Below are 25,889 nucleotides of genomic sequence, written 5' to 3'. Positions count from 1 at the left end.
CATCATAATAACAGTGATGACTGTAGTAATAATAATAGCGAATTCATATATGAAAAAAGAATACGAATGGTCTGCACATATTTCAGCCCCAAAAGAATATCCAGTTGAAGTTTACACGGGAGCAGCAGGTGGTTATTTTTTTAGTCAGATGGGAGGTTTTAGTAATGCTGGATGGGGACGCAGTATAAGTGACTCGAATATCAAAGCTCCAGTGCCCGAAAGGCTGGATATGACATGGTTGTCTTATGTAGACGATAAATTTTATACGGGAGAATGGAAACTCCCTGTCGAAAAAATACAGCAGCTTTTTGATGAAGGCTATTATTCTAAAAGAGGATCGGATGCTGAAATAGAACCATATGACTGTATAAACATTGGACTTGGTCCAAAAGGAATGGTGGTGGTTTGGGTTGCAGGAACAGACAAACAGATTGAAGTTGCAAGGTTTCAAGCTCATGAGACGACTTTAGATCCCAAACTGATTACCGAAGAGGAAAAGTATATGTTTGAAAAAAATTATGCCAAGGATATGCTAACGTATGATGGTACAATTTCTAAAGATTTAAGAGAATATATAAAACAAAATGGTTATCCGCCAGCAGAAGCTTATGAAACCTACAGGGAAAAATACTTATGGAAGCCAAAAGTCATATTGCCGGAAGGAAGTAAAATCAGCAGATTATACATTAAGATGTCCAACGGAGAATTTGAGGACCCTTTCGACAGACCAATTGACCAAAAGCATAGGGCAATCCCTTGTGCATTTCAAATTTTCTGGTCGGTTATAAACGGCAAAAAAGAACAAGAGTTTGTATCCAGGATTGCTTTTACCCAAGATAAAAACTATTGGGCAAAGTATCTTGAAATAAGCGGATATGATGAATTCCCTATGGATTTTGATAAAAACGAAATCAGGAAATTGTTTAAGGAGCATATTGATAAAAACAAGCCTACTGAAATGATCGTAAAAATTGATCCTGATATTGAAAATAAGTCAGAACGAGTTACTGATTTGTATATTGAACAAGCAGGTAAACAATATCCGATAAAAGAAAAAGTAACGAGAACAGGTAAATTAAATTGATTATGAGTATTGCATTTGGAGATTATACATCACCTGAAAAAGAAGATGAAACACAAGATTTAACCATCGGAGTTTTTTTTGATGGAACTAACAATAATAAAAACAACACCAAGGCCAAGGAATATTATGACAAGAGGGCAAGGGGTGAAAAGTTGACGCCTGAAGAAGAAATTTCAGCGGAGGCTTATAGAAAATATGGTAGAGATCATGAAAGTAGTAGTTATTATAATGCTTGGTCTAATGTAGCAAGACTTCATGATGCGTATCCAGATAATTTAGCGGTATACGTTGATGGAATCGGTACAGTAAAAGAGAAAAGTGATGAACTATTAGGTGCTGGTTTTGGTACTGGAGATACAGGTATTTTAGGGAAAGTAAAAGAAGGTTGTGAAAAGCTGGCTATAACAGTCAAAAAAGAAAGCAAGAATAAAGAAGTACCTGTACTCTATTTGGATACTTTTGGTTTTAGTCGTGGCGCAGCAGCTGCAAGAGTTTTTCTAGATGAAATCAGTAAAAAAGCATACCCGCTGTCTGTCAATCAAAAAAACAAAGCAGGATATTTGGGATATTATCTAGCAAAAAATAACATAAAAGTTAGTCTGATAAAAGTTCGTTTTTTAGGGCTTTTTGATACAGTTTCATCTTACTCAGCATTGGCAAGTGCAAAACCTAATTTTGATAATGACAAAACTGAGTTGCCATTGAATAATTTGTCTAAAGCAAATACTGTAATGCATTTTATTGCAAAAGATGAACACCGTAATAATTTTTCGCTTACCAAAACTATGGTAGGAAAAGAGAAAGTGTTTCCAGGCGTACACTCAGACATAGGAGGTAGTTACAACAATGGCATTGAAACGGTTGGGATTATTGAGAAAGATTTTAAAGAAGTGCTTCATAAACTTTCAGAAAAGCTAATTGCGGAATCTTGGTATCTTGATGATCAGTTAAAAATTTCTTTCTTCGGTCCTAAGCACGAACTTAAAGGCATAAGGGAATTAAAAAATACTTACAGCTATATTCCATTGCATTTTATGGCAGAATCGGCCATAGCAACACAAAAAGTACCTTTTAACATAGAAAAGTTAGAAATAAAAAAATATAATATTTCTAAGGATGCATTGCTTATGCGGGTAAAAAAGCGTTTGCGCAAATATGTTTTTGGCGATGGAAAACCTTACGATTTTAAATGGTATGGTGACATTCATGCAAAGTATAAAGGAGTTAAGGCTGGAGATAACGGATATAATGCCTACCAACAAGAGCTACAAGAGCAAAAAGATTTAAGAGAACTTCGTAACAAATACCTGCATTGGTCGGCTGATAATGGTTCTATTGGAATGGAACCAACGAAAGACAGGAAGCGAAGAATATTATAAATTCCTGATCAAGTCCAGCATGTGAGAATTAATCAAAGCTATTGAAAGCCGATTTTATTTCAACTTATTAGGGAAATAGGTTTTAAAATACAAAATACTTAAAATAAAATAAGTTGATAAAAAATTAGCTATGCAATATGAAAGAATAGAATATGGAATCCGTTTTGTTTTATTTCTTGTCTAGCTTGTTGTACTCAAAAGAAAATATCATATAACTCGTAAAAAAAAGAGACCCAAAAAATGAGTCTCTTTAAATGAATTAAATAATTAACGTGAAATAGAATCTTGGATGATTTTAAGCCATTTTTTTGCAAACTGATGATCTTGATAAACGCTTATTTGTTTAATGCGGTCATCATCAAAATCATAGAATGGAATTGTTATATTTTTTGATGTTCCTTTTTCCTGAAATTCAAAATCAATTTTGATAATAGTATCAGAAGCAGCATCTGTTGTTGGGATTAATTTGCAGGAAGCAATTGTATTTAAATCCACATATATTGATTCTTGTTGATTTGGATTGAAATTCATCAAAATGAACTTATTGTTTTTCTGATCAATTGTTAAAGTCTTATTGTTGATAGATTCTGTCAAATCAAACTCTTCCGGATGATTTGGATTGAATCTTTTCTTAATATTTAAAATTCTTGTCTTACTCGCTTTTGAAGAACGTGCAGAAAAATATACTGGAATTGCGACAATAATTAAAATCACAATTCCCATAATTGTGGTAGTAGTTTCCATGATGTTTTTAATGAAATAAATAAAATGATGTAAACCAGTTTTCGGTTAGAAAACGGCTTTAATTGAGTAGAAGAATAAATCTTCGATCGGAAATCAAATTTTATTTACCAGAAAAAATGGAATGCGTAGAGTATGACTAAAACCTTTTTACTTTGAGTTGTAAATAGTTTAGTATATCCTGTAGAAGTTGTAACGGTCTGATGCTGTGGAATAAGTGGTAAAAGCGTATCAAAACATCTTATTATTCCAATAGGATTCGTTTTGATGTTTGCTGCAAATTGATAGTTTCCCTGTGGCTGAATAAAAGCTAGAGAATCTCCTGTTTCTTTACAGAAATTAGTATCCGTTTTTTGCGTTTCAGTTATATGCACAGAAGCTTGGTCCGCCTGATAAGCAAACAAACCTGCAATCAAAAGTGCAATAAAAATAACGGTTTTACGAATCCAATTCATGTCGGCGAATTTAAGTCATAAAACACAATTAATGAAATTTTATAGAATTAATTAACAAACAAAAACAATCCTCAGTTTTTTATAAAAAAAAGCTGAGGATTTATAAGGTTTATTGTTGCATTTTGAAGTAATAATCGGCAGAATGTTTGCCGCTTCCATAAAATAAGAAGAAGATACAGACTAGTAGAACAATTACGGCTAAAAGTAAACTCTCTGAGTGCATTTTTCCCATAAAATTCACGAGAACTGCACCAAAAAGAATAGGTAACTGAGCTGCAACTGCCCATCGGGTCAATAATCCGAAAATAATCATTATACCACCAATCATATGAGCAGGAGCAATGTAATGCAGCATAAACATACCTCCTCCAAACTTATCAATTGGGGAAATCAAATCATGCAGGTATTGAATATTGGTGACAAACGAGACGCCTTTCATAAATAAAAATCCACCCAAAACAATACGTACTAAATCCACTGGTAAATAAGTGTGCGAATTCGCCCATTTATTCAAACTTTTTACATTTTCCATGATGTTGTGTGATTAAAAATTATATACTAAGTTACTAATTTTTGATCAGATATTTATTTTTAACACCTTGAAAATAAGTTTTTTGCTTTTTATTTAACGTATTGTTGAGAATTCCTAAATCGTTATACCTGAATGACACCCAAATTAAATGGTTTTTGAATAGGAGCGTGGTTGGCAGCTTCGATTCCCATTGAGATCCATGTTCTAGTGTCTAAAGGATCAATGATGGCATCTGTCCAAATTCTGGCTGCAGCATAATAAGGAGAAGTCTGCTCATCATAACGTGCTTTTATTTTATTGAATAATTCTGTTTCTTTGGCTTCATCTACTTTTTCTCCTTTCGCTTTAAGTGAAGAAGCTTCAATTTGTGCCAATACTTTTGCAGCTTGAGTTCCGCCCATTACGGCAAGTTCTGCGCTTGGCCAAGCAAATATTAATCTAGGGTCATACGCTTTTCCACACATGGCATAATTTCCTGCGCCATAAGAATTTCCGACAATAACCGTAAATTTAGGAACAACCGAATTACTCAAAGCATTTACCATTTTAGCTCCGTCTTTAATAATGCCACCATGTTCCGATTTTGAACCGACCATAAATCCTGTAACATCTTGCAAAAATACTAACGGAATTTTTTTCTGATTACAATTAGCAATAAAACGAGTGGCTTTATCGGCGCTGTCAGAATAAATAACACCACCAAACTGCATTTCGCCTTTTTTGGTTTTTACTACTTTTCTTTGATTGGCAACAATTCCGACAGCCCAGCCATCCATTCTGGCATAACCAGTAATTAAAGATTGTCCGTAACCATCTTTATAAGCTTCAAATTCTGAATTATCGACCAAACGTTTGATGATTTCCATCATATCATATTGTTCGCTTCTGGCTTTTGGAAGAATTCCGTAAATGTCATTAGGTTCTAAAGCTGGTTTTTCAGATTTGATTCGGCTGTAGCCTGCTTTATCAAAATCACCAATTTTATCTACAATATTTTTGATTTTGTCTAAAGCATCTTTATCATCTTTTGCTTTATAATCGGTAACGCCTGAAATTTCGCAATGTGTTGTCGCGCCACCTAACGTTTCATTGTCGATAGTTTCTCCAATTGCGGCTTTAACTAAATAACTTCCAGCAAGGAAAATACTTCCTGTTTTATCAACGATTAAAGCTTCGTCGCTCATAATTGGAAGATAAGCGCCGCCAGCAACACAGCTTCCCATAACGGCAGCAATTTGAGTAATTCCCATACTGCTCATTTGAGCGTTGTTTCTAAAAATACGTCCGAAATGTTCTTTATCTGGGAAAATTTCATCCTGCATTGGTAGATAAACTCCCGCGCTGTCTACAAGATAAATAATCGGAAGTCTATTTTCCATCGCAATTTCTTGCGCACGAAGGTTTTTCTTTCCTGTAATCGGGAACCAAGCTCCGGCTTTTACGGTAGCATCATTAGCGACAACAATACATTGTTTTCCTTTGATGTAGCCAATTTTCACCACAACACCTCCCGAAGGACATCCACCGTGTTCTGGATACATTCCCTCACCAGCAAAACCACCAATTTCAATACTTTTTGAATTTTCATCCAATAAATAAGCAATTCTTTCACGAGCTGTCATTTTACCTTCGGCATGTAGTTTTTCGATTCTTTTTTCGCCTCCGCCTAATTTAACTTTGGCAAATTTTTGTTTTAGTTCTGAAAGAAGTAATTTATTGTGATCTTCGTTTTTATTGAAGTTTAAATCCATGATATAGTATTGATTTTATAAAATAGTGTTGGCTAATTTACAAAATCAATTGAAATAAAAGAAAGTAGTTTTATATTATGATTAGTCTCTTGAGATTAGTTTCTAAAAGTTTTAATTGAAATTATTTTCTTTAATTTGTTCTTCATACTAATTAGTATTTTTTATGTCAAAAGCAGCCAATACACGACTTACAATTCTTCAAAAAGCATTTGAGTTGATTTATACAAAAGGATATCAAACCACAAGTATTGATGAAATTATTGCTACAACCAAAGTAACAAAAGGGGCATTTTATTACCATTTTAAAACTAAAGATGATATGGGAATTGCCATTATTGAAGAGATTTTGAAGCCTACGATGTTGAATGATTTTATAAAACCAACAGAGAATTCTCAAAATCCGATTGATGATTTTTATAATATGATTTCGTATCTATTGCTTGAAGATCCTTTTTTAGATGTAAAATATGGCTGTCCAGTTGGAAATCTAACACAAGAAATGGCCCCATGGAATACTAAATTTAGTGAAGCTTTGGCAGAATTGGTAAAGCAATGGAAAGAAACGATTGTAAATGCTATTGAAAAAGGACAGGAAAAAGGTTTAATTCGAAAAGATGTTGTGGCAGAGCAAGTCGCACTTTTTATTTTATCAGGCTATTGGGGAATAAGAAATTTTGGAAAACTTCAAAATGATAAAACGGCTTATGGTGTTTATCTACAGGAGTTTAAGAGGTATTTGAATGATTTGAAATAAAATTATCATCAAAAACATACTAATTAGTATGTTTTTTAAATACATTTGCATTGTCTAAATCAAAAAACAATGCATCAATCTATTTTAATTGGCCATTCTTTTATGCGATGGCTCGTATTGGTAAGCTTAATCTATTCGATTTACATTGCTTACAAAGGGTATTCTTCTCAACTTTCTTTTACGAAGAAAGATAATCTCGTCCGACATTGGACAGCAACTATTGCACATATTCAGCTCCTTTTTGGAATATTGGTTTATGTGCAAAGTCCAATCGTGAAATATTTCTGGAGAAATTTTAAAGATGGAATTCAGAATATGGATACCCTTTTCTTCGGACTTATTCATGTTGTTTTAATGCTTATTGCGGTTGTTTTTATTACAATTGGTTCTGCTTTAGCCAAAAGAAGACTTTCTGATAAACAAAAATTTAAAACCATGTTAGTTTGGTTTTCAATTGCTTTAATTATCATTTTTATTGCTATTCCATGGCCATTCTCACCATTTGCTAACCGACCTTATTTAAGATAATGATGAAAAATTTACTTCAAACTAACACTGGGCGTTTACGAATTATTGGATTTTTAGAAGGAACATCACTTTTGATTTTGTTTTTTATTGCGATGCCTCTAAAATACATTTTTGAAATGCCATTTTTAACAAGACCCGTTGGAACTATTCATGGTGCTTTATTTCTACTTTTTATTTTTAATACTTTGAGTGTAGGAGTAGAGCAGAATTGGAAATTTAAAGAGACTACTTGGAAAGTACTTCTGGCATGTATAGTTCCTTTTGGAACTTTTTATATCGATTCTAAAATCTTAAGTAAAATCAATACCTGATAATTATGGTTTTTGTATTTAAAACGAATGTTGACAGTATTTCTAAAATAAAGAAAATTGCTCCTAAGCTTAATAAGTTATTTCCGAATTCGAAATGGAATTTTGATCTCGAAGATTGTGATAATATTTTGCGATTTGAATGTAAAGATGATATTATCGAAAAAGTAACTTTTCTAATGAAGGTAATTGGTTTCGAATGTGAAGCTTTATAAAAACAAAAAACCAGAAGAACTAACTTCTGGTTTTTTTATAGTACAATTTGAAAACTATTCTTTTACTTTAGTCAAAGAAAGTGCGTTAATGCAGTAACGTAAACCACTTGGTGGAGGACCGTCAGGGAAAATATGTCCCAAATGAGAGTCGCAAACATTACATGTTACCTCAACACGAATCATTCCGTGAGATCTGTCAGCATGATATCCAACCGCATTTTCTTTTACAGGTTGTGTAAAAGATGGCCATCCTGTTCCAGATTCAAATTTTTCGCTTGCATCAAATAATAAAGTGCCGCAGCATTTACATTCGTAAATTCCTGGCTCAAATAAACTGCACATTTCTGAGCTAAAAGATCTTTCGGTTCCTTTTAAACGTGTTACCTGAAATTCTTCTGGAGTTAGAATTTGTTTCCATTCTTCATCCGTTTTTTCCACTCTTTTATCTGGAGTTGGATTTCCCTTATTTGTAAAATGAATTACATCTGCCCATTTTATCATAATTGTTTGTTTTTTGTTTCAGGTTTCAAGTTTCAGGTTACTGTGACTGCGACTGTAAACTGCGACTGAATACTATTCTTCCTCTTTCTGTCCCATCATCATCAGATAGGCTTTAAGGAAAGGATCGATATTTCCGTTCATTACGCCATCTACATCGCTGGTTTCGTAACCTGTGCGAACATCTTTTACTAATTTATAAGGTTGCATTACGTAATTACGAATTTGCGAACCCCATTCGATTTTCATTTTTCCAGCTTCGATGTCGGCACGTTGCGCTTGCTGTTTCTTCAATTCGATTTCATACAATTGAGAACGAAGCATTTGCATAGCACGCTGTCTGTTGTCTTGCTGAGAACGAGTTTCAGAACATTGAATCTGAATTCCAGTTGGTTTGTGCACTAACTGAACTTTCGTCTCCACTTTATTTACGTTCTGTCCACCCGCACCACTCGAGCGAGAAGTTGTGATTTCGATGTCGGCAGGATTAATGTCGATTTCGATACTATCATCAACTAACGGATAAACGTAAACGGATACGAATGAAGTATGACGTTTAGCGTTACTGTCAAAAGGCGAAATACGAACTAAACGGTGAACTCCGTTTTCTCCTTTTAAATATCCAAAAGAATAATCTCCTTCGAATTCTAAAGTTACGGTTTTAATTCCAGCAACGTCACCTTCTTGAAAGTTAAGTTCTTTGATTTTATAACCATAACTTTCTCCCCACATCATGTACATACGCATTAGCATTCCTGCCCAGTCGCAACTTTCAGTTCCGCCGGCACCAGCAGTGATTTGTACTACGGCACTCAAACTGTCGCCTTCATCAGAAAGCATGTTTTTGAATTCGATGTTTTCGATGTGCGATTGTGCAGCATCGTATTGTTCATCTAATTCATCAACTGAAAGTTCTCCTTCTTTGTAAAAATCATACGCCAGCTGTAATTCATCTGTTAGAGAAACGGCTTTGTCATAATCTTCAATCCATTTTTTCTTGTTTCGAAGATTTTTTACAATGTTTTCTGCTTCTTTTGGGTTGTTCCAAAAGTCAGGAGCAAATGTTTTTTCTTCTTCGTTGGCAATTTCGATTAGCTTGGCATCAACGTCAAAGATACCTCCTCAACGCACCAAGGCGCTCCACAATACCTTTTACTTGTTCGGCTGTTGTCATAAATTAATTAATAGGTTTTTATATGTTTTTTAGAATTATTACGTTAATTTGGTCTATAGAAACTAGCGAGTTAAATTTTACTAAAACTTGCTCAGAATAACTATTTGTAATACGTAATTTTGCATACAAAAATAAGATATAGTTTTTAGAATATGGAAATAAATTTAATCAGCGATACCATAACAAAGCCTACTTATGAAATGCTGCAGTATATGTTTAACGCCCATGTCGGCGACGATGTATACAAACAGGACCCAACGGTGATTGAATTAGAAAACAGAACAGCAGAGTTTTTTGGTATGGAAGCTGGGCTTTTTTTTCCGTCTGGAACTATGGCAAACCAGACTGCAATTAAACTGCATACGCAGCCTGGTGAACAATTAATTGCTGATAAATATGCACACGTTTATCATTATGAAGGAGGAGGAGTTTCTTTTAACAGTGGTGTTTCTTGCTGTTTAGTAGATGGAAACCGCGGAATGATAACGGCTGCGCAAGTAAAAGCGGCTATAAATGATCCAGAATTTTACCATAGTCCGCTAACAAGTTTGGTTTGTGTGGAAAATACAACCAATAAAGGTGGTGGCGCTTGTTATGAATTAGAAGATTTAAGAGAAATAAAAAAAGTTTGTGATGCTCATAATTTGAAGTTTCACTTGGACGGCGCTAGAATATGGAATGCATTAGTAGCTAAAAGACAGAATCCTAGAGAATTTGGAGCTATTTTCGATACTATTTCAGTTTGTTTGTCTAAAGGATTAGGCGCTCCTATTGGTTCTGTATTGCTTGGAAGTAAAGCTGATATTCACAGGGCGTTGAGAATCAGGAAGATATTGGGCGGAGGAATGCGTCAAGTTGGATATTTAGCGGCAGCTGGATTGTATGCTTTAGCACATAATATAGAAAGATTGGCAGAAGATCATCGCAGAGCAAAAGAAATTGCAAAAATCCTAAGTACAAAACCTTGGATTGCATCTATAGAACCTGTAGAAACTAATATTTTGATTTTTTCGCTGGCAGAAGGTTACAGCGACCAATTATTAATCGAAAAATTAAAACAAAAAAATATCCTAATAAGTTCTTTAGGACATAATAAACTTCGTATTGTAACACATTTAGATTACAAAGAAGTGATGCATACTTATGTGCTAGAGACACTTTCGAAGTTTTAGACAGAGGTTCAAAGGGGCAGAGGAACAAAGGGACAAAGGATTAAAAAAAGGACAAAGGGTTACCATTATGTAGTAAGCCTTTGTCCCTTTGTCCCTTTGTCCCTTTGTCCCTTTGTCCCTTTGTTCCTCTGAACCTTTGTTCCTTATTTAAAAAGATTATCCATTCCAGGAATAGAAGGCATATCCATTCTGGCTACAGCATCTAATTCTCTTTCATTAACATTTGTAGCTTTTTCAATTGCTTTATTTAAAGTCACAATTAAGTAATCTTCTAATTGTTCTTTGTCTTCTAATAAAGAATCGTCTATAGAAATTGTTTTTATTTTTCTGCTTGCAGTAATGGTGATTTTTAATAATCCGTCAGCGCTTTGTTCATCAATCAAAACAGTATCTAAACGCTTTTTTGTATCTTCAATTTTTTGTTGGGTTTCTTTAAGTTTACCCATCATTCCCATTAAATCCATTTTTCTTGATTTTTTAAATTATTTCAGACAAAATTACTATATTGCTATGTGAATTCAATAGAATATTTTAAGAAAAAATTAATTCTGTTCTGTTGGGTTTGTGCTATTTTTGCGTCTTCATATTTAAAAATTAATGCTTAATAAATGCAAAATGATATATCGGCCCCAAAGGCTAACATAATTCCAAAAACATTAAAAAAACATAAAGAAACGAGGATTGACAACTACTTTTGGCTGAATGACCGCGAAAATTCAGAAGTGATCGATTACCTAAATCAGGAAAACGCTTACTATGAAAGTATGACTTCTCATACTCAAAATTTAAAAGATAATTTGTTTGAAGAAATGAAAGGAAGAATTAAAGAAGATGATTCTTCGGTTCCTTATTTCTATAACGGATATTTTTACATTACACGTTTCGAAACAGGGCAGGATTATCCAATTTTTGCTCGAAAAAAAGGAAGTCTTTCTGCAGAAGAAGAAATTCTTTTTAATTGTAATGAAATGGCAAAAGGACATGCTTACTTCAAATTAGGAGGTTTAAGCATTAGTCCAGATAATAAATTTGCCAGTTTTGGAGTAGATATTGTAGGTAGAAGGATTTATACCATTCAAGTAAAAAACTTAGAAACAGGTGAAATCTTAGCAGATAAAATAGAAAATGTTACAGGAGCTTCAGTTTGGGCAAATGATAATAATACTATTTTTTATGTGAGACAGGATCAAGTTACCTTAAGGGCAGATAAAGTTTTTAAGCATAAATTAAATACCGCATCTGAAAAAGATGTTTTGGTTTTTGATGAAACAGATGATACTTTTAATGTTTCCATCAGTAAAGAAAAATCGAGAAAGTACATCGTAATTGGTTCAGGAAGTACTTTGACAACAGAATACAGAATTTTGAATTCAAATAATCCTGATGGAGAATTTGCAGTTTTTCAACCACGTGTACGCGGATTAGAATATAGTATTTCTCATTATGAAGATTCGTTTTATATTTTGACCAATAAAGATAAAGCAACGAATTTTAAATTAATGAAAACGCCTGAAGACAAAACAGGAAAGAAAAACTGGGTTGATCTTATTCCACACAGAGAAGATGTTTTGTTGGAAGATATTGAAATATTTAAGAATTATTTAGTTGTAGAAGAGCGTTCAAACGGACTGAATCATATCAGAATCATGCCTTGGGGTGATGAGCCTGATTATTATCTTCCTTTTGGCAGCGAAACGTACAATGCTTATACAACTACTAATGTCGATTTTGATACTGATATTTTACGTTACAGCTATCAATCATTGGCAACACCGTCTTCTGTGATTGATTTTAATATGAAGACTAAAACCAAAGAAATCTTAAAAGAACAACAGGTTTTAGGTGGGAAATTTGATAAAAATAATTACGTAGAAGAACGTATTTGGGCAGAAGCAAGAGATGGTGTGAAAGTGCCAATTTCGATGGTTTATAGAAAAGGATTGGAGAAAAATGGTAAAAATCCATTATTGTTATATGCTTACGGTTCTTACGGAATCACGATGGATACGTACTTTTCTTCAACAAGATTATCGCTTCTTGATCGCGGATTTGTTTATGCAATCGCGCATATTAGAGGAGGAGAGGATTTAGGAAGACAATGGTATGAGGACGGGAAACTGTTAAAAAAGAAAAATACCTTTACAGATTTCATTGATTGCTCTAAATTTGTAATAGACCAAAAGTATACTTCTCCTGAACATTTATATGCAGAAGGAGGATCTGCTGGTGGATTATTAATGGGAGTTATTGTAAATGAAGCTCCTGAATTGTATAACGGAGTCATTGCTCAGGTGCCTTTTGTAGACGTAATTACCACGATGCTGGATGACAGTATTCCGCTTACAACAGGAGAGTATGATGAGTGGGGAAACCCAAACAATAAAAAATATTACGATTATATGTTGTCGTACTCACCTTATGATAACGTAAAAGCGCAGGAATATCCTAATATGTATGTTTCTACTGGATTGCATGATTCGCAGGTACAGTATTGGGAGCCAGCTAAATGGGTTGCGAAATTGAGAGATTTAAAAACAAATAATAAACTTTTGTTTTTAGATACCAACATGGATGCAGGGCATGGCGGGGCTTCGGGACGTTTTGAGGCTTTAAAAGACTTAGCAAAAGAATTTAGTTTTTTATTAGATTTAGAAAAAATTAAAAGCTAATTAGATTTTTTTTGTTAAATTTGCAACCTATCAAGGTTAATTTAAAAAGGCCTTTGATTAACTATTTTTTTATGAAAGAAGAAATAACCGCTTATAATAATGTTTTAGAGTTAATAGGTAACACCCCGCTTATTAAACTAAATAAAATCACCGAAGAGTTAGAAGGGAATTTCTACGCAAAGGTAGAAGCTTTCAACCCAGGTCATTCCTCAAAAGATAGAATAGCACTATATATTATTGAAGAAGCCGAAAAAAGGGGAATTCTATCACCAGGAGATACCATTATCGAGACAACATCTGGTAATACAGGTTTTAGTTTAGCAATGGTAAGCATTATTAAAGGTTACAATTGTATTTTAGCAGTAAGTTCAAAATCATCTAAAGATAAAATTGACATGCTGCGAAGTTTAGGAGCCAAAGTATATGTCTGTCCGGCACACGTTTCTGCAGATGATGAAAGATCATACTATAATGTAGCAAAACGTTTACACGAAGAAACAAAAGGATCAGTTTACATCAATCAATATTTTAACCAATTGAATATTGATGCTCACTACAACACTACAGGTCCAGAAATTTGGGAACAAACAAAAGGACAAATTACGCACTTAGTTGCTTGCAGCGGAACAGGAGGAACTATCTCAGGAACTGCAAAATTCTTAAAAGAAAAAAATCCAAATATTAGAATCTTAGGAGTGGATGCTTTTGGATCTGTATTGAAAAAATACCACGAAACAAAAGAATTCGACAGTAAAGAAATTTACCCTTATCGTATAGAAGGTTTAGGTAAAAACTTGATTCCATCGGCTACAGATTTTGATATTATTGATAAATTCATGAAAGTAACCGACGAAGAAAGTGCTCATTCTGCAAGAGAAATCACTCGTAAAGAAGGTTTATTTGTTGGATATACTTCGGGAGCAGTAATGCAGGCTATTAAACAATATGCTGAAGAAGGAGAATTTACAAAAGACAGCAATATTATTGCAATTTTCCCAGATCACGGATCTCGTTACATGAGTAAAGTATTTAGCGATGACTGGATGAATGAACAAGGTTTCTTTGATAGTGTTAACGAAGAAGAAGCTCAGAAAATTGAATTCGTAAAGTAATTAAGTTACTTTTTTAAATATCAAACTCCATTCGTATTTACGAATGGAGTTTTTTTATGCGCTTTATTCAAAATAAAGTTATTGAGTATTTTGTTAAAAACACGTATTTATACGTGAGAAATTATTAAGTTGATTAAAATTTGTGTAGTATTTTAGTAATAGTGTTGAAAGTGTTGAAATGTGCTTTTAACGATTAAAATGAGAGAAAAAGTTTATTTTAACGAGTATTTCTGTAAGTTGTCGGAAATATTTCCCTTCGCATTCATAATAATCTAGTTTAGCAGTGTTAAAATAACCTTAGTTGTTTAATCCCTAAAATCTATTATTATGAAAAAATTACTACTCACAGTTTTGTTTGTAAGTTATTTGAATGTTACTGCACAAACACCGATTCAGGAATTTAACTTTAATGGTACTTTAAATAATACCGCCAATACGACTTCATTTATGGGAGTTGATAATTTCGTTGCCGACAGGGCAGGAGATGTTAGAGGAGCCCAGCGATTAAATAATAAAGCTTTAGAAGCTGTTATCGAAAATCTGCCACAAGGTAAGAGTGCCAGAACGGTTAGTATTTGGGTGAAATTCAATGATATATCTAAAGCCAATTATATTTGGGGTTATGGTAATGCGTATAATGCTCAATATTGCGGTTTATTGCAGCAAGGAACATCTTCTTCTAATTCAGATTTGAGTTTAGCGGCTTGGGGGGCTTCTAACGATGTAATTGTATCTACTCCTCTTGAAAAATATGTTTGGTACAATTATACAATTACTTATGAGGGAACAACTTCAAGAATATACCGCGACGGAAAGTTGTTGAAATATCTTGAAGGAATGACAAGAGCCACAAATGGAACTATTTTTAGATTAGGAGAAATTAATACTACAATTGGTATTAATGCAGATATAGATGACTTAAAAATCTATAATGTTGCTTTAACTCCAGAACAGGTTAATGAATTGTACGAAAGCGGAAAACCAGTTGTTTCTGTGGCGGCAGCACCAGTTATGGAATTAAAAACGTCTAAAACAAGTATCACTCCAAAAGGAAAAACAGCGGCTAAAGCTAGCAGCGGAACAATCATCACTTCTAGCGATGTTAGTGGTTCTGTTAAAAATATTGAAGTGTATTCTCAGGGACAAAAAATAGTAGGAAGTAATGCAATGAATATTAATGATTTGCCAGAGGGAACTTATTTATTAAAAGTAACAAGTTCACCAGCTCAAAAGATTACTTCAAAATAATGGCTTTTACTTAGTTTTTTTAATATTAGTTTTTAAGTTGCGTAAGCAATAGAATTTTTTGAAATAGTAAAAAAAGCCTTTTGAGAGTATCAGAAGGCTTTTTGTACTATAAGTATATTTTGTTTTAGGAATTTAGCCAGAAAGAAAGTAATATCCTTGTTTTTGATTTTGTGAGAATCTTTTATTTGTATGTAGGAATTGCTTGTTAGTGCTGAATTAAAATTATATTTTTAACAAAATTTATAAAAAAAGTAAATCAAAATTAAAGTTGGAAGAATTGTTTGATGAAGTTTGATTCCAGTAAAATTTGTTTTTAAATCCAAGAGAACATTCTGATAAATATACAATTATGAAAAAAATATTACTCGCTTTAATGTTTGTAAGTTTTTTAAATACCAATGCACAAAATCCTGTTCAGGAATTTACTTTTAATGGAAACTTAAACAGTGCAGATAATACCCTTTCTTTTTTAGGAACTCCGGTTTTTGTGAATGACAGGATGGGAGCACCAAAAAGCGCTTTGAGGTTGACTAATAAAGCATATCAGGCTGTAGTAGGAGATCTTCCACAAGATAATAAACCAAAAACTTTTTCTGTTTGGGTAAAGTTTAATGCTGTAACGGCAGCCAATTATATTTTAGGTTATGGAACGGCTGTAAACGGTCAGTATTTCGGATTAATACAGCAACCAGCTGTTTCTGGTAGTTCTGACTTGAGTTTAGTAGGTTGGGGAGATGCAAATAATATCGTCGTTTCTGTACCTCTTGTGAAAGAAACTTGGTATTTTTATAGTGTTACCTATGATGGAAATGTTTCTAAAATTTATCGTAATGGAGAGCTCTTAAAAACTGTCGAAGGAATTCAACGCTCGGCAAAAGGTTACATTTTGAATATCGGAAAATTAAACACCTCAACAAGTATCAATGCTGATATTGATGATCTAAGATTGTACAGTGTTGCAATGACAGATGAACAGGTAAAAGAGGCTTATAATAGTTCGAAACCGACTGTAGTTGCTTCAGCGCAATCTGCTCCAGTTACAAATACGGTAAAGAAAACTGTGGCTCCACCTGTAAAAACTGTGGCTCCAATAGTTGCTGCTTCAAATGATATTAATAAAACAGGAAAAAGCATTGAGGTTTTCTCTCAAGGTAAAAAACTGATAGGAACAGATGCTTCTAACTTAACCGATTTACCAGAAGGAACTTATTTGATTAAGGTAATCAATACTGCTGAGAAAAAGTAACAACTTTAAAATTGTAAAAAACCTTCTGAATTTCAGAAGGTTTTTTGTTTTTAGCTTAATGCATTGATTACTATAAATAGAAGTAATAGTAGTGTTATGGGGGATCTTGTATAGATTGGTTTATTCTTTTAATTTTTTTTGAAAATATGTAAGGTCCCGCCAGTATCTAAAACATATAGTTTGTTTTTAGATATTTGAATATCATTTAAAATTCCTGTGCAAGATTCGGAGGGGAAAGTATATATCCAATCAAAATTTTTAGTTATTCTATTAAAAATTATTATTTTACCGTTGATGTTATCAATAAAGTATACATATGTTTCGGTATACAGTTTCTTTCCAATATGAGGTGCATAGGCTGCAATTTTGTTACACTCTGAAGTTAATATCCAATATTTTAAACTTAAATCAGTTAAATCTAACTCATAAAAAGTCTCATGCTCAAAACCTATTATCTTTTTGTTTTCTTCATCAATATAACCGTCATAACCCCTAAAAAAATCTAATGTTCCACCACTGTTATATACTATTTCAGTAGGTTTAGTATATGCGTACAATTTTATACCTGTATTTATATCTATTCCCCATAAAGCTTTTGTACAACTTACCCAAAGTACATTATTATAAATTCCAACTATTTTTTGTATACCATTTGCCTGAAGAATTGAAATTTCTTCATCTAAATTTAATTCCCAATCCAATTCACCAGATAAAAGAGATATAGAGAGAAGATTATTATTGGATGTAAATATTGATTTTGTATTCTCAGAATAATTTAGAATAAAACTTCCGTTATATTTTTTAAGAAGTAAAATTTCTTCATTTGTTTTGAAGTTTAAGTAATAATAATCTTGAACTATATTCTCGTTAATTTCTTTATTTTTAAAAAGAATCACTCCTTCATTATTTAAAGAATTTGCAATGTAATCTTCAAGAAATAATTGATCTTTATTTTTAAATAAAAATTTTTTTACTTTATCTCCATAATTAAAATATTCTTCATTTAAATTGTTTGCAAACAAATATTTTCCTCCTACATATAAAAGTTTTGTTCCATCATATATTTCATTGTTTTTATAAACAAATAACTCTCTTATATCATTTATAGATATAGATTTGATATCTTTTATATTATTGATTAAACTGTACATGATTATTTTATTTTAATAAAATTATAAAAATTACTACTATTTGTTTTTCCTGAAAACATATTAAATTCAGCACTAGGATTTACATATCCAAATTTACTATCTATCATTTGTGACTGATCATTAATACTTCCCTTATACCGTACGAATAATTTTCCGTAATACGTTCCAAGGAACTCTTATGGATAGATTTTATACCAAGAAATCTTGTCAGATCTTAATAGAATTTATCCATTAATTAAAAAAGTGTAAGGGATTTTATATTTTTCTAAAGGTTTGATAGGCAATAACTCTTTAGGTAATAGTTTACTTTCGACATTTACTTCTATGCCTTTTCTCCATGCTAATTTTGCATATCCTAAAGCAGGTAGAGATACATATTGACTTAAAACAGGACTGTCATTTCTTTTTTTATGAATTTTTGGAGTTGTCAGTTTTTCTAGAATATCTTCCATTTTTGATTTATTTCCATCATATAAAGCTTTGTAAAACTCATAATCATCTGTGAAACCAGAATCTTTTTTAGAGAGTTTCTTTAAACCCTTTGTTTCGATAATATTTAAATTTCTTTCAATTCCGTTATGATCATTTGCCATAAATAATTGTAAAGTATTACACCAAATTGCCGATTCACCTAGCTCAATCATTTCATTCATGCTTAATTCCGCATTTTTTTCTTTCGTATAGGTCAATTTTGAGTAACGTTCTATTAACGGTTCATTATCACTTAATAGTGTGTAACAAACATGGCTTAATCCATAATCTAATAATCTATTATTGTTTCCATTTATAATATATTCGTCTAACCATCCACAATTAAAGAAGCGAAGTTTAGTATTATTAATATTGTTTTTAGATAATTCGTAAATTGCAATTTGTTCATTGTCATGCCATAACCTTGCTGCAACACTATATAGGTCAACTGTAGTTTTGTATTTTTCGATTTTTGCTGGATAATCAATTTCTTTTAGAAATGATTTTTGTGCCAATTCATCTATTGTTAAAAGTCCCATATTGATATTTTGATAATCTTCAAAAGTTTAATTCCCTACCACGGCACGATTCTTTCGTATGCTAATTTCAATTAAGCAATCTGTTGTTGTATTTGGGGTCAATTATTTTCAGTCTTTCTTTTAGTCTTTCGTAGTAAGGTATCCATTCATCCAATCCGTATTGTTTATCATAATAGATACTATCCACGTATTTCATTTTTTCTGAAAAATTAATATCATTAGATAATTTGGAAATAATCAATCCTTGCCAAAAATATTCTGGTCCATTGCTTGCTAAAATATCTGACCACAATCTTCCAGCTTCTTGTAGATTATCCATTCTTTTAAGAATATTGGGAATATAGGCGCATTCTTTATAATAGTTAAATCCAATATTTTCCAAAAATGAAATAATACTATTGCAAAACAAATGACATGCTTCGTCAGTTTGAATTGGATTCTTTTCCGTGTTGTAATCAATTTTGCCTGGTGATTTAACAGTGGAAAATAAAAAATCTCCCGTTCGATATGAAGACAAGTCCATGTTAGGTAATCCGATGTCTAAAATATTGTTTGATACGTCTGGTAGCCACATATAGGAGCCGAACTCATGATATCCTTCGGATTTCCAATTAAAACCGCAAATAATGGCTGTGTTATCTATGTGTTTTACAAATAAAGATGAATCTGGCTGGCTTCTATGTTCAAATTGATTGTCGTTAAAGAAAGGCTCTATTATAGACAATATGAGTTTGACATGTTCATTTAGATTGTTTTCTGGCATAGAATTATTTTATTGATATAATATCATAATTGCAGTATTTGTGACGCTCGTTATATTATGATTATAGAATTTTATTCTTCAATACTGGAATCTACTTAATGTAGGTTGGAAAAATTATTTTGAGTTTCCAATATTTCAGTCAATTCCTCAAATAAATCAGCAAAAGGCTTGTATTTATTTTTATCTTCTTTAAGGGCATTTTCAACAACGGTCTTAAGATAATCTTTATAATTATTATATTCAGGATTTGAGCATAGTTTCATTATAATTAATTTTTTGAAATTCCCCATATCTGATATATAATTATTTAAATCTTCTTCGGGAACTTTGTTGATTATTTCATCGTTAATATATTGTATATTACTATATTTTTCCCAAAAAGGAATAAAATAACGCTCAATTACTTCTTTATAATGTTCGCATAATTTATCCAGCATTTCTTTGTTTGTAGATAAATCATAACCATCGAATTGTCTAAATGAATCCCATATTGTCTCAAAATTAGATACTGTATATTTATTAAAATCAATTGTCGCACTAAACTTTATTGAAAAATCTGCCAATGAATTTATATGTTTAACAATTAAACTATTAAGTAAATTTTCTACTATTCTAATACTAGTATAGCAATTAAATCCGCCCCTGTAAACTTCTCCTGTATATTTTACAACATATCCAATGCTTAGAAAATTATTACTATTGGAGTCGTTTTGATAGAAAAACAAACTTTCAGAGCTGTTTTCGTATAAATAATCCTTTAAAAACGGGTTGTATTCTAGTACGAATTTACGAATGTATTCAATCGTAGCCTCTTCATTATACCTTGTGTATTTATATCTATTTTCCATTTTTTATTCTACTGCTTGATAAACTCCAACAACATTACTATAAATCTTAATAAACTTATCTTTTTTATACTTCTGAATACTTACTTTATCAGGCAAATTAGTTAATTATAAATGCTTTATCCATATTTTTAATTTAGCTGTTAAATCTAGTTTTTTATATCGAAGTAAAGAATCACTTTTTACTATCAGATTCCCATCTGCCAAGATTTTTTCTTTTTTCGATTTGATGTAGCGCCAAAGCTTTTATTTCTTCATCTTCTGATTGTGAAATAGTTTCTAATGCTTCAAAATTATAAGGCTCAGGCTGTGCTCCAATTGCATAAATGATTTTTCTAATAAAAGGATATTTAAGATCTTCATCATACTTATAAAAATCGGGTAATTCATTCATTATTTTGGTTAAATAATTTATACTATTTTTATCGTTATTGTAGTATTTCTGTAATGATGAAATAATTTCTTCATGCTCATGATGCCAATATTCTAATAAAAAAAAGTGTAATAATTCTATAAACTCACTTTCTGACATAGAAATTGGAAATCTCCACAATATTGCGTTAAATCTTCTATTAAAGACAGGACTACTTTTTGACTCTAATAGCAATTGTTTAAGCTCTTTAAAATTTGCTTGATAAGGAAATATAGGTAATAATTCCTCTCTGTTCATTCGAAAATTTTTATGAAAAATCTCCCAATCTTTTTCAGCTACTTTTATCATCTGTATATTTTTTTAATTTCCTAATTCTTTAAGAGGAGTATTGAAGTGTGGATTGTTATCGGGATTAGGATTTAAGCACATTTCTATTGCAATGCTCAAATAGTAAATCATTTCGTCGTAGGTATAATGTTGTATTTCGTCACCTCTATACAATTCTAAATCACAATATAAACCAGGTACTATCATTATCAAATAATATAAAATATCTTTTGGAACTTCTTTTTTGTTTTTCCAGTCTTCTTTTAATTCTTCCAAAATCTCGTACAATTCGTCTAACAGAACAAGATCGATACCTTCTTTATTATGATACTTTATTAAAAAGCCATTGTCTTTATCGAAAATAAAATTCTTGATTTTTTCAGCTGTTATTTCGCTCATTTTTAGTGTTTTGTTGAATTTTGAAGTCTGGTTTTTGTTTTGCCCTAGATCTTATGTTGAACTGAGGTGTTTACCACTATCTAAAAATTCCATTACCTTTATGAATCTCTCGTAAGAGTTTATTAACTCTGTATTTCCTTCTTGAATCGAATTGTAAATTCTTGCTTTATACATAGTTGTAAAACTTTTATATTGTTTATCATTATCACTTAGCTTCATAATAATAATGGCTTTGAGGTAAGAATCTTTAAAAAGGAAATTGCTCCAATCTAACCAGTCATATTTCTCTATAATTTTATCATTTAAATCTTTTATACAGACAAATTCATTAAAAAAAGGTAGATGATGTTCTTTAATTGAAATATTAATATTATTTATAGCTTCTTCAACTTTTTCAGGATATAGCTTGCCATTTTTGTACAATAATTCTTTTGTAATTTTATCTGAACTTATAACTGGCCCCATTTTATTTGTTAAAGTTTCTTTTCTGTACAAGATAAACTCGTACGCATTATTAAAATGATTATCACTATCGGAACTAGCAAAAATTGCAGATAAAATATTTTCTATTGTTTTAAAACTAGTCCATGATCTTAAGCTTTCTTTAGAAATTGTTATAGGATCGAAATCTCTATGATCATATCCAAACCCATAACTTATAATATCAAATTTATTTTTTGTTTCTCTATAAAAGATACCAATATTGTAATCTTTCATGTATGATAGATGGGAAAATTTTAATTCTTTAAGAACAATGTTTTCTGAAATTATAGCATCAATTTTTTTGAGTATTTCCATTTTTTAGTGAAAGAGAATCTTATTTTGTGTTTGAATTAGGGATATACAACCAAAGTATTTCCTTTAACTGGATCATGGTTCTGAATTCATTTAAATAATAATCATTGAAGTAATTTATCCATTAACCCCAAGGATTATCTTTGTACAATGGAGTAATAGGCAAGGGATGAGGTAGCTCTTTTCCAAGAGGAGGCATCCATTTCATCGTGTGTTCGTTTAAAATGTACATACCCCCAGAGCCCATTACTATTTTGACAAGAGCTTCAAAAGCGTTATCTGAAACCCAAGTAAATTGCGGTATGAAATCTATGATGTAAAAATTACCATTTCATCCATATGGACTGTATTATTTTCGATTAATGTTGCAACGTAATACAATTGTGTTCCAATCAATGTTGAATAATAATACTCAAGATCATCATTTTTGAAATCAATTTCATCATTTATTTTATAAGTTTCTAAATTATAATACTCTATAGTTCTTGAGTTATTAAAATGATCTATATAAATAATCATTGTTTCCAGCATATTTTCAGCATGAAGTGTCAGACCTCCAAACTCGCAATAAAAATCTTGAATTTTTGGCGGAAGTATTTTGTAAAAAGGAGTATTTTCAATTTCGCTTTTTATACTTCTCCCTTCGTACCATCCTGCATTGATGAGTGTAGTTCTAAATAACTCTTTTTTGTCCATAAACTTCAATACTTACTTTTCTATTTGTAAAACTGCATATATAAAACCGCTGTAATAATCTCGATATTCAGTAATGTCAAAAATTATGAGATAATCGTTATTGCATTCTTTAGCGTTATAAATTTGATATCTGTATGTAAATGCTCTATTTGGATCTTCTAAATTTTGTAATGTATCGACAGTATTTTGTATCAAATCAGTATTTGAGATTGCACCGCTTTCAATTAATGAAACTAATAAATTAGATTTTTCTAGTGAAATACTTGCTTCATGTTTTATCGCTCCATTTCCGCAATAAAAATTAAAACACAATTCAGCATCTGGATGTTCAATAGGAAATGCCTGAACTCCTAATTGTATTTTTTTTATTATTGAGATTTTGCTCATTATGGAACGAATTCGATTTAACTTTTTCTCTTAATTTTAGCCACAATTTCATCAGTCAATAATGGAGATTCCCAAATGCCAAGAATATAAGTAACATCTTCTCCTAACATATCTTCTCCAGCTCCTCTGGGCTGACAATCAAATTGCCAACGAAGAAAATCAATCCTTAAATATTCTTTTCCATCCAATTCCATTAAGGTGATATAACCAGGACAATCATACAGTTTATGGATTTTTAAAACGCTTAGATAATATCCTTTATGGATAGCATGCTCTTCAATTTCGAATCCGTATGTTTTGGATAAAAACAATAATTCTTCTGGTGTAAAATCTCCATTAGAAACTGTAGATGAGTTAGCTACTAATTGTTTTGTAAAGGTCTTTTTTTCAGAATATTCTACATCTAATATTCTGATTGAAGGTCTTATCAATTCTGTTTTGATCGAATTTATTCCCTCTGTATCATCCTCGAAATTTACAGATTGTATGCAGTAGAAGTTTTCTATTAATTTCATTTGGGGATTTTGTTTCGATTTTAGAAGTATGAATATATTTAGAAGTTATAATTGTTTAATATGTTTTATGGAATAAATCAACCTCTTCATTTAGAAATACACAATAAAACAAAGCCTTCCAAAATTTAGAAGGCTTTGTTTTAGCTAATAACACTAATAACGATAAATAAAATTACAAGTGCTATTACGGCAAATTTCATGAATTTGGAAGATTGCATAAATAAAAAGATTTTAAATTAGTTTATTTCTTATATCAGCAAATATAATTTTTTATTTGAAACTGAAACTAAAATAAATTGAAACAAGAAAAGTTTTGGAGCTATATAAGTTTTATATTTTCCAATACCTGCAATTTTCAGGAATCAATTCTAAAAACTGATTTTGATTTTCTATAAAAATTCCTTTCCAACCCTCAATAGTTCTTTTTTCTAGAGCCTGATCAAAAAAGTTGCTATAAAGTTCCTTATTATCAAAATCAATATACAAACTCGGAAGATAATTACTTTTCTTTAAATCGGAATATTCCGTTTTATATGCATTATGTATACTTTCAAATTCAATTTTTAAATGCTCTATTTCTTGTAAATAATTGTTTTTAAGAATATTATTTTCCCAATCGTCTAAAAGCCACCATGAGTTTTCTCCAAAATAAAGAGATGGCTTGCCGTCTAATTTGAGGACAGTAAATATTCCATTCTGAAATTTACTAAAATAAGAATTTATCATTTTTAAGAATTTGTGTTTAGGGTAAAAAAAAAGCTCCAGAAAAATCCAGAGCTTTTAAAATATATTTTGAAGAAAACTATGATTCCTGCATAGTATGATAAACGTTCATTACATCATCATCTTCTTCGATTTTTTCGATCAATTTCTCAACATCAGCGATTTGAGCTTCCGTTAATTCTTTTGTGATTTGCGGAATACGCTCAAAACCAGAAGATAAAATTTCAAGGCCTCTGTTTTCTAATTCTTTTTGTAAAGCACCAAAGCTTCCAAAAGGAGCATAGATTAAGATTCCGTCTTCATCTTCAAAAACTTCTTCAGCACCAAAATCAATTAATTCTAATTCTAATTCTTCAGCATCAAGTCCGTTGTTTGCAATTCTAAAGTTGCAAGTATGATCAAACATAAATTCTACAGAACCCTGAGTTCCCATTGTTCCGTTACATTTGTTGAAATAACTACGAATGTTTGCTACCGTTCTGTTGTTGTTGTCAGAAGCCGTTTCGATTAAGATTGCAATTCCGTGAGGAGCGTATCCTTCAAACAAAATTTCTTTATAGTTGGCAGTATCTTTATTACTTGCATTTTTAATTGCGCGCTCCACATTGTCTTTTGGCATGTTGGCCGCTTTCGCATTTTGTATAACAGCTCTTAATCTAGAATTAGCGTCTGGGTTTGGTCCACCTTCTTTAACAGCCATTACGATATCTTTACCAATTCTGGTAAATGTTTTGGCCATTGCTGACCAACGTTTCATTTTTCTTCCTTTTCTAAATTCGAATGCTCTTCCCATTTCTAATTTTAAGTTTTGAGATGCAAAAATACGGTTATTCCTTATTTTACAAAAACAAAATTATTCTTTTTTTGAGGATAAATTTAACCGCTAAGATCGTAAAGCTAACTTAGATAAATTCCAATTTTTTTTAAATCCCAAATTCCAAAAAGAGCGAAGCGATTTTTGGAAAATCTAAAATCTAAAATCTAAAATCTAAAATCTAAAATCTAAAATCTAAAATCTAAAATCTAAAATCTAAAATCT

31 protein-coding genes are annotated in these 25,889 nt (G+C 31.5%); 11 read left to right on the top strand and 20 right to left on the bottom strand.

The window, feature by feature from the left end:
- Positions 1–49 precede the first annotated feature (49 nt).
- Positions 50–1,084, top strand: a complete 1,035-nt coding sequence (locus tag NQQ59_RS04985; RefSeq protein ID WP_186296568.1) for a DUF2931 family protein — start codon at positions 50–52, stop codon at positions 1,082–1,084.
- Positions 1,085–1,086: 2 nt separating this feature from the next.
- Positions 1,087–2,463 (top strand): T6SS phospholipase effector Tle1-like catalytic domain-containing protein, encoded by a 1,377-nt coding sequence (locus NQQ59_RS04980; protein WP_144214465.1) that lies wholly within the window; start codon positions 1,087–1,089, stop codon positions 2,461–2,463.
- Between the two features lie 267 nt (positions 2,464–2,730).
- Here the strand turns inward: NQQ59_RS04980 and NQQ59_RS04975 are convergent, their stop codons facing one another.
- The 4 genes from NQQ59_RS04975 to NQQ59_RS04960 all read right to left on the bottom strand — a co-directional run bounded on the left by NQQ59_RS04975 (position 2,731) and on the right by NQQ59_RS04960 (position 5,942).
- Positions 2,731–3,207, bottom strand: coding sequence for a hypothetical protein (locus NQQ59_RS04975; protein ID WP_144214463.1), 477 nt, complete (start codon positions 3,205–3,207; stop codon positions 2,731–2,733).
- A 104-nt stretch (positions 3,208–3,311) separates the two neighbouring features.
- On the bottom strand, positions 3,312–3,659 hold the full coding sequence (locus NQQ59_RS04970) for a hypothetical protein (RefSeq protein WP_144214461.1): 348 nt from the start codon (positions 3,657–3,659) through the stop codon (positions 3,312–3,314).
- A gap of 109 nt (positions 3,660–3,768) precedes the next feature.
- Positions 3,769–4,191 (bottom strand): DoxX family protein, encoded by a 423-nt coding sequence (locus tag NQQ59_RS04965; RefSeq protein WP_144214458.1) that lies wholly within the window; start codon positions 4,189–4,191, stop codon positions 3,769–3,771.
- A gap of 122 nt (positions 4,192–4,313) precedes the next feature.
- Positions 4,314–5,942, bottom strand: coding sequence for an acyl-CoA carboxylase subunit beta (locus NQQ59_RS04960; RefSeq protein WP_144214456.1), 1,629 nt, complete (start codon positions 5,940–5,942; stop codon positions 4,314–4,316).
- Positions 5,943–6,105: 163 nt separating this feature from the next.
- On the opposite strand from NQQ59_RS04960, the gene NQQ59_RS04955 reads away from it, so the two are divergent.
- The 4 genes from NQQ59_RS04955 (at position 6,106) to NQQ59_RS04940 (ending at position 7,747) form a co-directional block, all read left to right on the top strand.
- Entirely contained in the window at positions 6,106–6,696 is a 591-nt protein-coding gene (locus NQQ59_RS04955; protein WP_144214454.1) for a TetR/AcrR family transcriptional regulator, read from the top strand.
- Between the two features lie 69 nt (positions 6,697–6,765).
- Complete coding sequence (locus tag NQQ59_RS04950) at positions 6,766–7,224, top strand: hypothetical protein (protein ID WP_144214452.1); 459 nt, start codon at positions 6,766–6,768, stop codon at positions 7,222–7,224.
- The gene (locus NQQ59_RS04945; protein ID WP_307777128.1) at positions 7,224–7,535 is read left to right on the top strand and encodes a DUF3817 domain-containing protein; all 312 of its coding nucleotides are present in this window, start codon (positions 7,224–7,226) and stop codon (positions 7,533–7,535) included. The genes NQQ59_RS04950 and NQQ59_RS04945 overlap by 1 nt, the downstream gene beginning before the upstream one ends.
- Positions 7,536–7,540: 5 nt before the next feature.
- On the top strand, positions 7,541–7,747 hold the full coding sequence (locus tag NQQ59_RS04940; protein ID WP_144214448.1) for a hypothetical protein: 207 nt from the start codon (positions 7,541–7,543) through the stop codon (positions 7,745–7,747).
- Positions 7,748–7,801: 54 nt separating this feature from the next.
- Here NQQ59_RS04940 and msrB read toward each other — a convergent pair whose 3' ends face one another.
- Positions 7,802–8,248 (bottom strand): peptide-methionine (R)-S-oxide reductase MsrB, encoded by a 447-nt coding sequence (gene msrB / locus NQQ59_RS04935; protein WP_144214446.1) that lies wholly within the window; start codon positions 8,246–8,248, stop codon positions 7,802–7,804.
- Positions 8,249–8,320: 72 nt separating this feature from the next.
- Positions 8,321–9,419, bottom strand: a protein-coding gene (gene prfB / locus NQQ59_RS04930) for a peptide chain release factor 2 (protein WP_144214444.1) whose coding sequence is annotated in 2 segments (ribosomal slippage) — positions 8,321–9,355 and positions 9,357–9,419 — 1,098 coding nt in all. Because the reading frame shifts where the segments join, the coding sequence is not laid out codon by codon here.
- A 152-nt stretch (positions 9,420–9,571) separates the two neighbouring features.
- Between prfB and NQQ59_RS04925 the strand changes: the two genes are divergently transcribed.
- Positions 9,572–10,591, top strand: a complete 1,020-nt coding sequence (locus NQQ59_RS04925) for a threonine aldolase family protein (RefSeq protein WP_144214442.1) — start codon at positions 9,572–9,574, stop codon at positions 10,589–10,591.
- A gap of 143 nt (positions 10,592–10,734) precedes the next feature.
- Here the strand turns inward: NQQ59_RS04925 and NQQ59_RS04920 are convergent, their stop codons facing one another.
- Entirely contained in the window at positions 10,735–11,055 is a 321-nt protein-coding gene (locus NQQ59_RS04920) for a YbaB/EbfC family nucleoid-associated protein (RefSeq protein ID WP_144214440.1), read from the bottom strand.
- 144 nt (positions 11,056–11,199) lie between these two features.
- Here NQQ59_RS04920 and NQQ59_RS04915 point away from each other — a divergent pair, with 144 nt between their 5' ends.
- The 4 genes from NQQ59_RS04915 (at position 11,200) to NQQ59_RS04900 (ending at position 16,866) form a co-directional block, all read left to right on the top strand.
- On the top strand, positions 11,200–13,260 hold the full coding sequence (locus tag NQQ59_RS04915; protein WP_144214438.1) for a S9 family peptidase: 2,061 nt from the start codon (positions 11,200–11,202) through the stop codon (positions 13,258–13,260).
- Between the two features lie 71 nt (positions 13,261–13,331).
- Complete coding sequence (locus tag NQQ59_RS04910; RefSeq protein ID WP_091491556.1) at positions 13,332–14,372, top strand: PLP-dependent cysteine synthase family protein; 1,041 nt, start codon at positions 13,332–13,334, stop codon at positions 14,370–14,372.
- Between the two features lie 327 nt (positions 14,373–14,699).
- On the top strand, positions 14,700–15,620 hold the full coding sequence (locus tag NQQ59_RS04905) for a LamG-like jellyroll fold domain-containing protein (protein WP_144214436.1): 921 nt from the start codon (positions 14,700–14,702) through the stop codon (positions 15,618–15,620).
- A 349-nt stretch (positions 15,621–15,969) separates the two neighbouring features.
- Positions 15,970–16,866 (top strand): LamG domain-containing protein, encoded by an 897-nt coding sequence (locus NQQ59_RS04900; protein ID WP_186296567.1) that lies wholly within the window; start codon positions 15,970–15,972, stop codon positions 16,864–16,866.
- Positions 16,867–16,994: 128 nt separating this feature from the next.
- Here NQQ59_RS04900 and NQQ59_RS04895 read toward each other — a convergent pair whose 3' ends face one another.
- The 13 genes from NQQ59_RS04895 to NQQ59_RS04835 all read right to left on the bottom strand — a co-directional run bounded on the left by NQQ59_RS04895 (position 16,995) and on the right by NQQ59_RS04835 (position 25,643).
- On the bottom strand, positions 16,995–18,017 hold the full coding sequence (locus NQQ59_RS04895; protein WP_144214434.1) for a hypothetical protein: 1,023 nt from the start codon (positions 18,015–18,017) through the stop codon (positions 16,995–16,997).
- Positions 18,018–18,241: 224 nt separating this feature from the next.
- Positions 18,242–19,027, bottom strand: a complete 786-nt coding sequence (locus NQQ59_RS04890; protein ID WP_144214432.1) for an immunity 49 family protein — start codon at positions 19,025–19,027, stop codon at positions 18,242–18,244.
- A gap of 67 nt (positions 19,028–19,094) precedes the next feature.
- Positions 19,095–19,751 carry a hypothetical protein gene (locus tag NQQ59_RS04885; RefSeq protein ID WP_257698149.1) on the bottom strand — a complete coding sequence of 219 codons (657 nt, stop codon included), beginning with the start codon at positions 19,749–19,751 and terminating at the stop codon, positions 19,095–19,097.
- A gap of 134 nt (positions 19,752–19,885) precedes the next feature.
- A complete protein-coding gene (locus NQQ59_RS04880; protein WP_144214429.1) occupies positions 19,886–20,638 on the bottom strand; it encodes a hypothetical protein in 753 nt (250 codons plus the stop codon).
- Positions 20,639–20,810: 172 nt separating this feature from the next.
- Positions 20,811–21,356 carry a hypothetical protein gene (locus NQQ59_RS04875; RefSeq protein ID WP_144214427.1) on the bottom strand — a complete coding sequence of 182 codons (546 nt, stop codon included), beginning with the start codon at positions 21,354–21,356 and terminating at the stop codon, positions 20,811–20,813.
- Positions 21,357–21,368: 12 nt separating this feature from the next.
- Complete coding sequence (locus tag NQQ59_RS04870; RefSeq protein WP_144214425.1) at positions 21,369–21,734, bottom strand: hypothetical protein; 366 nt, start codon at positions 21,732–21,734, stop codon at positions 21,369–21,371.
- A 51-nt stretch (positions 21,735–21,785) separates the two neighbouring features.
- Entirely contained in the window at positions 21,786–22,532 is a 747-nt protein-coding gene (locus NQQ59_RS04865; RefSeq protein ID WP_144214423.1) for a hypothetical protein, read from the bottom strand.
- Between the two features lie 121 nt (positions 22,533–22,653).
- Complete coding sequence (locus NQQ59_RS04860) at positions 22,654–22,776, bottom strand: hypothetical protein (protein ID WP_257698148.1); 123 nt, start codon at positions 22,774–22,776, stop codon at positions 22,654–22,656.
- Positions 22,777–22,838: 62 nt separating this feature from the next.
- Positions 22,839–23,225, bottom strand: a complete 387-nt coding sequence (locus tag NQQ59_RS04855) for an SUKH-3 domain-containing protein (protein WP_144214421.1) — start codon at positions 23,223–23,225, stop codon at positions 22,839–22,841.
- Positions 23,226–23,237: 12 nt separating this feature from the next.
- Positions 23,238–23,612 (bottom strand): hypothetical protein, encoded by a 375-nt coding sequence (locus NQQ59_RS04850; protein WP_144214419.1) that lies wholly within the window; start codon positions 23,610–23,612, stop codon positions 23,238–23,240.
- Positions 23,613–23,629: 17 nt separating this feature from the next.
- Entirely contained in the window at positions 23,630–24,127 is a 498-nt protein-coding gene (locus NQQ59_RS04845) for a hypothetical protein (protein WP_144214417.1), read from the bottom strand.
- Between the two features lie 330 nt (positions 24,128–24,457).
- Entirely contained in the window at positions 24,458–24,853 is a 396-nt protein-coding gene (locus tag NQQ59_RS04840; RefSeq protein WP_144214415.1) for a hypothetical protein, read from the bottom strand.
- Positions 24,854–24,929: 76 nt separating this feature from the next.
- A complete protein-coding gene (locus NQQ59_RS04835; protein WP_144214413.1) occupies positions 24,930–25,643 on the bottom strand; it encodes a YebC/PmpR family DNA-binding transcriptional regulator in 714 nt (237 codons plus the stop codon).
- Positions 25,644–25,889: the final 246 nt, after the last annotated feature.

Origin of the sequence: Flavobacterium panacis (assembly GCF_024649945.1) — a bacterium.
In the GTDB taxonomy this organism is placed as follows: domain Bacteria; phylum Bacteroidota; class Bacteroidia; order Flavobacteriales; family Flavobacteriaceae; genus Flavobacterium; species Flavobacterium panacis.
The sequence above is the reverse complement of the archived record's forward strand: the minus strand, read 5'-3'. Positions and strand labels throughout refer to the sequence as shown.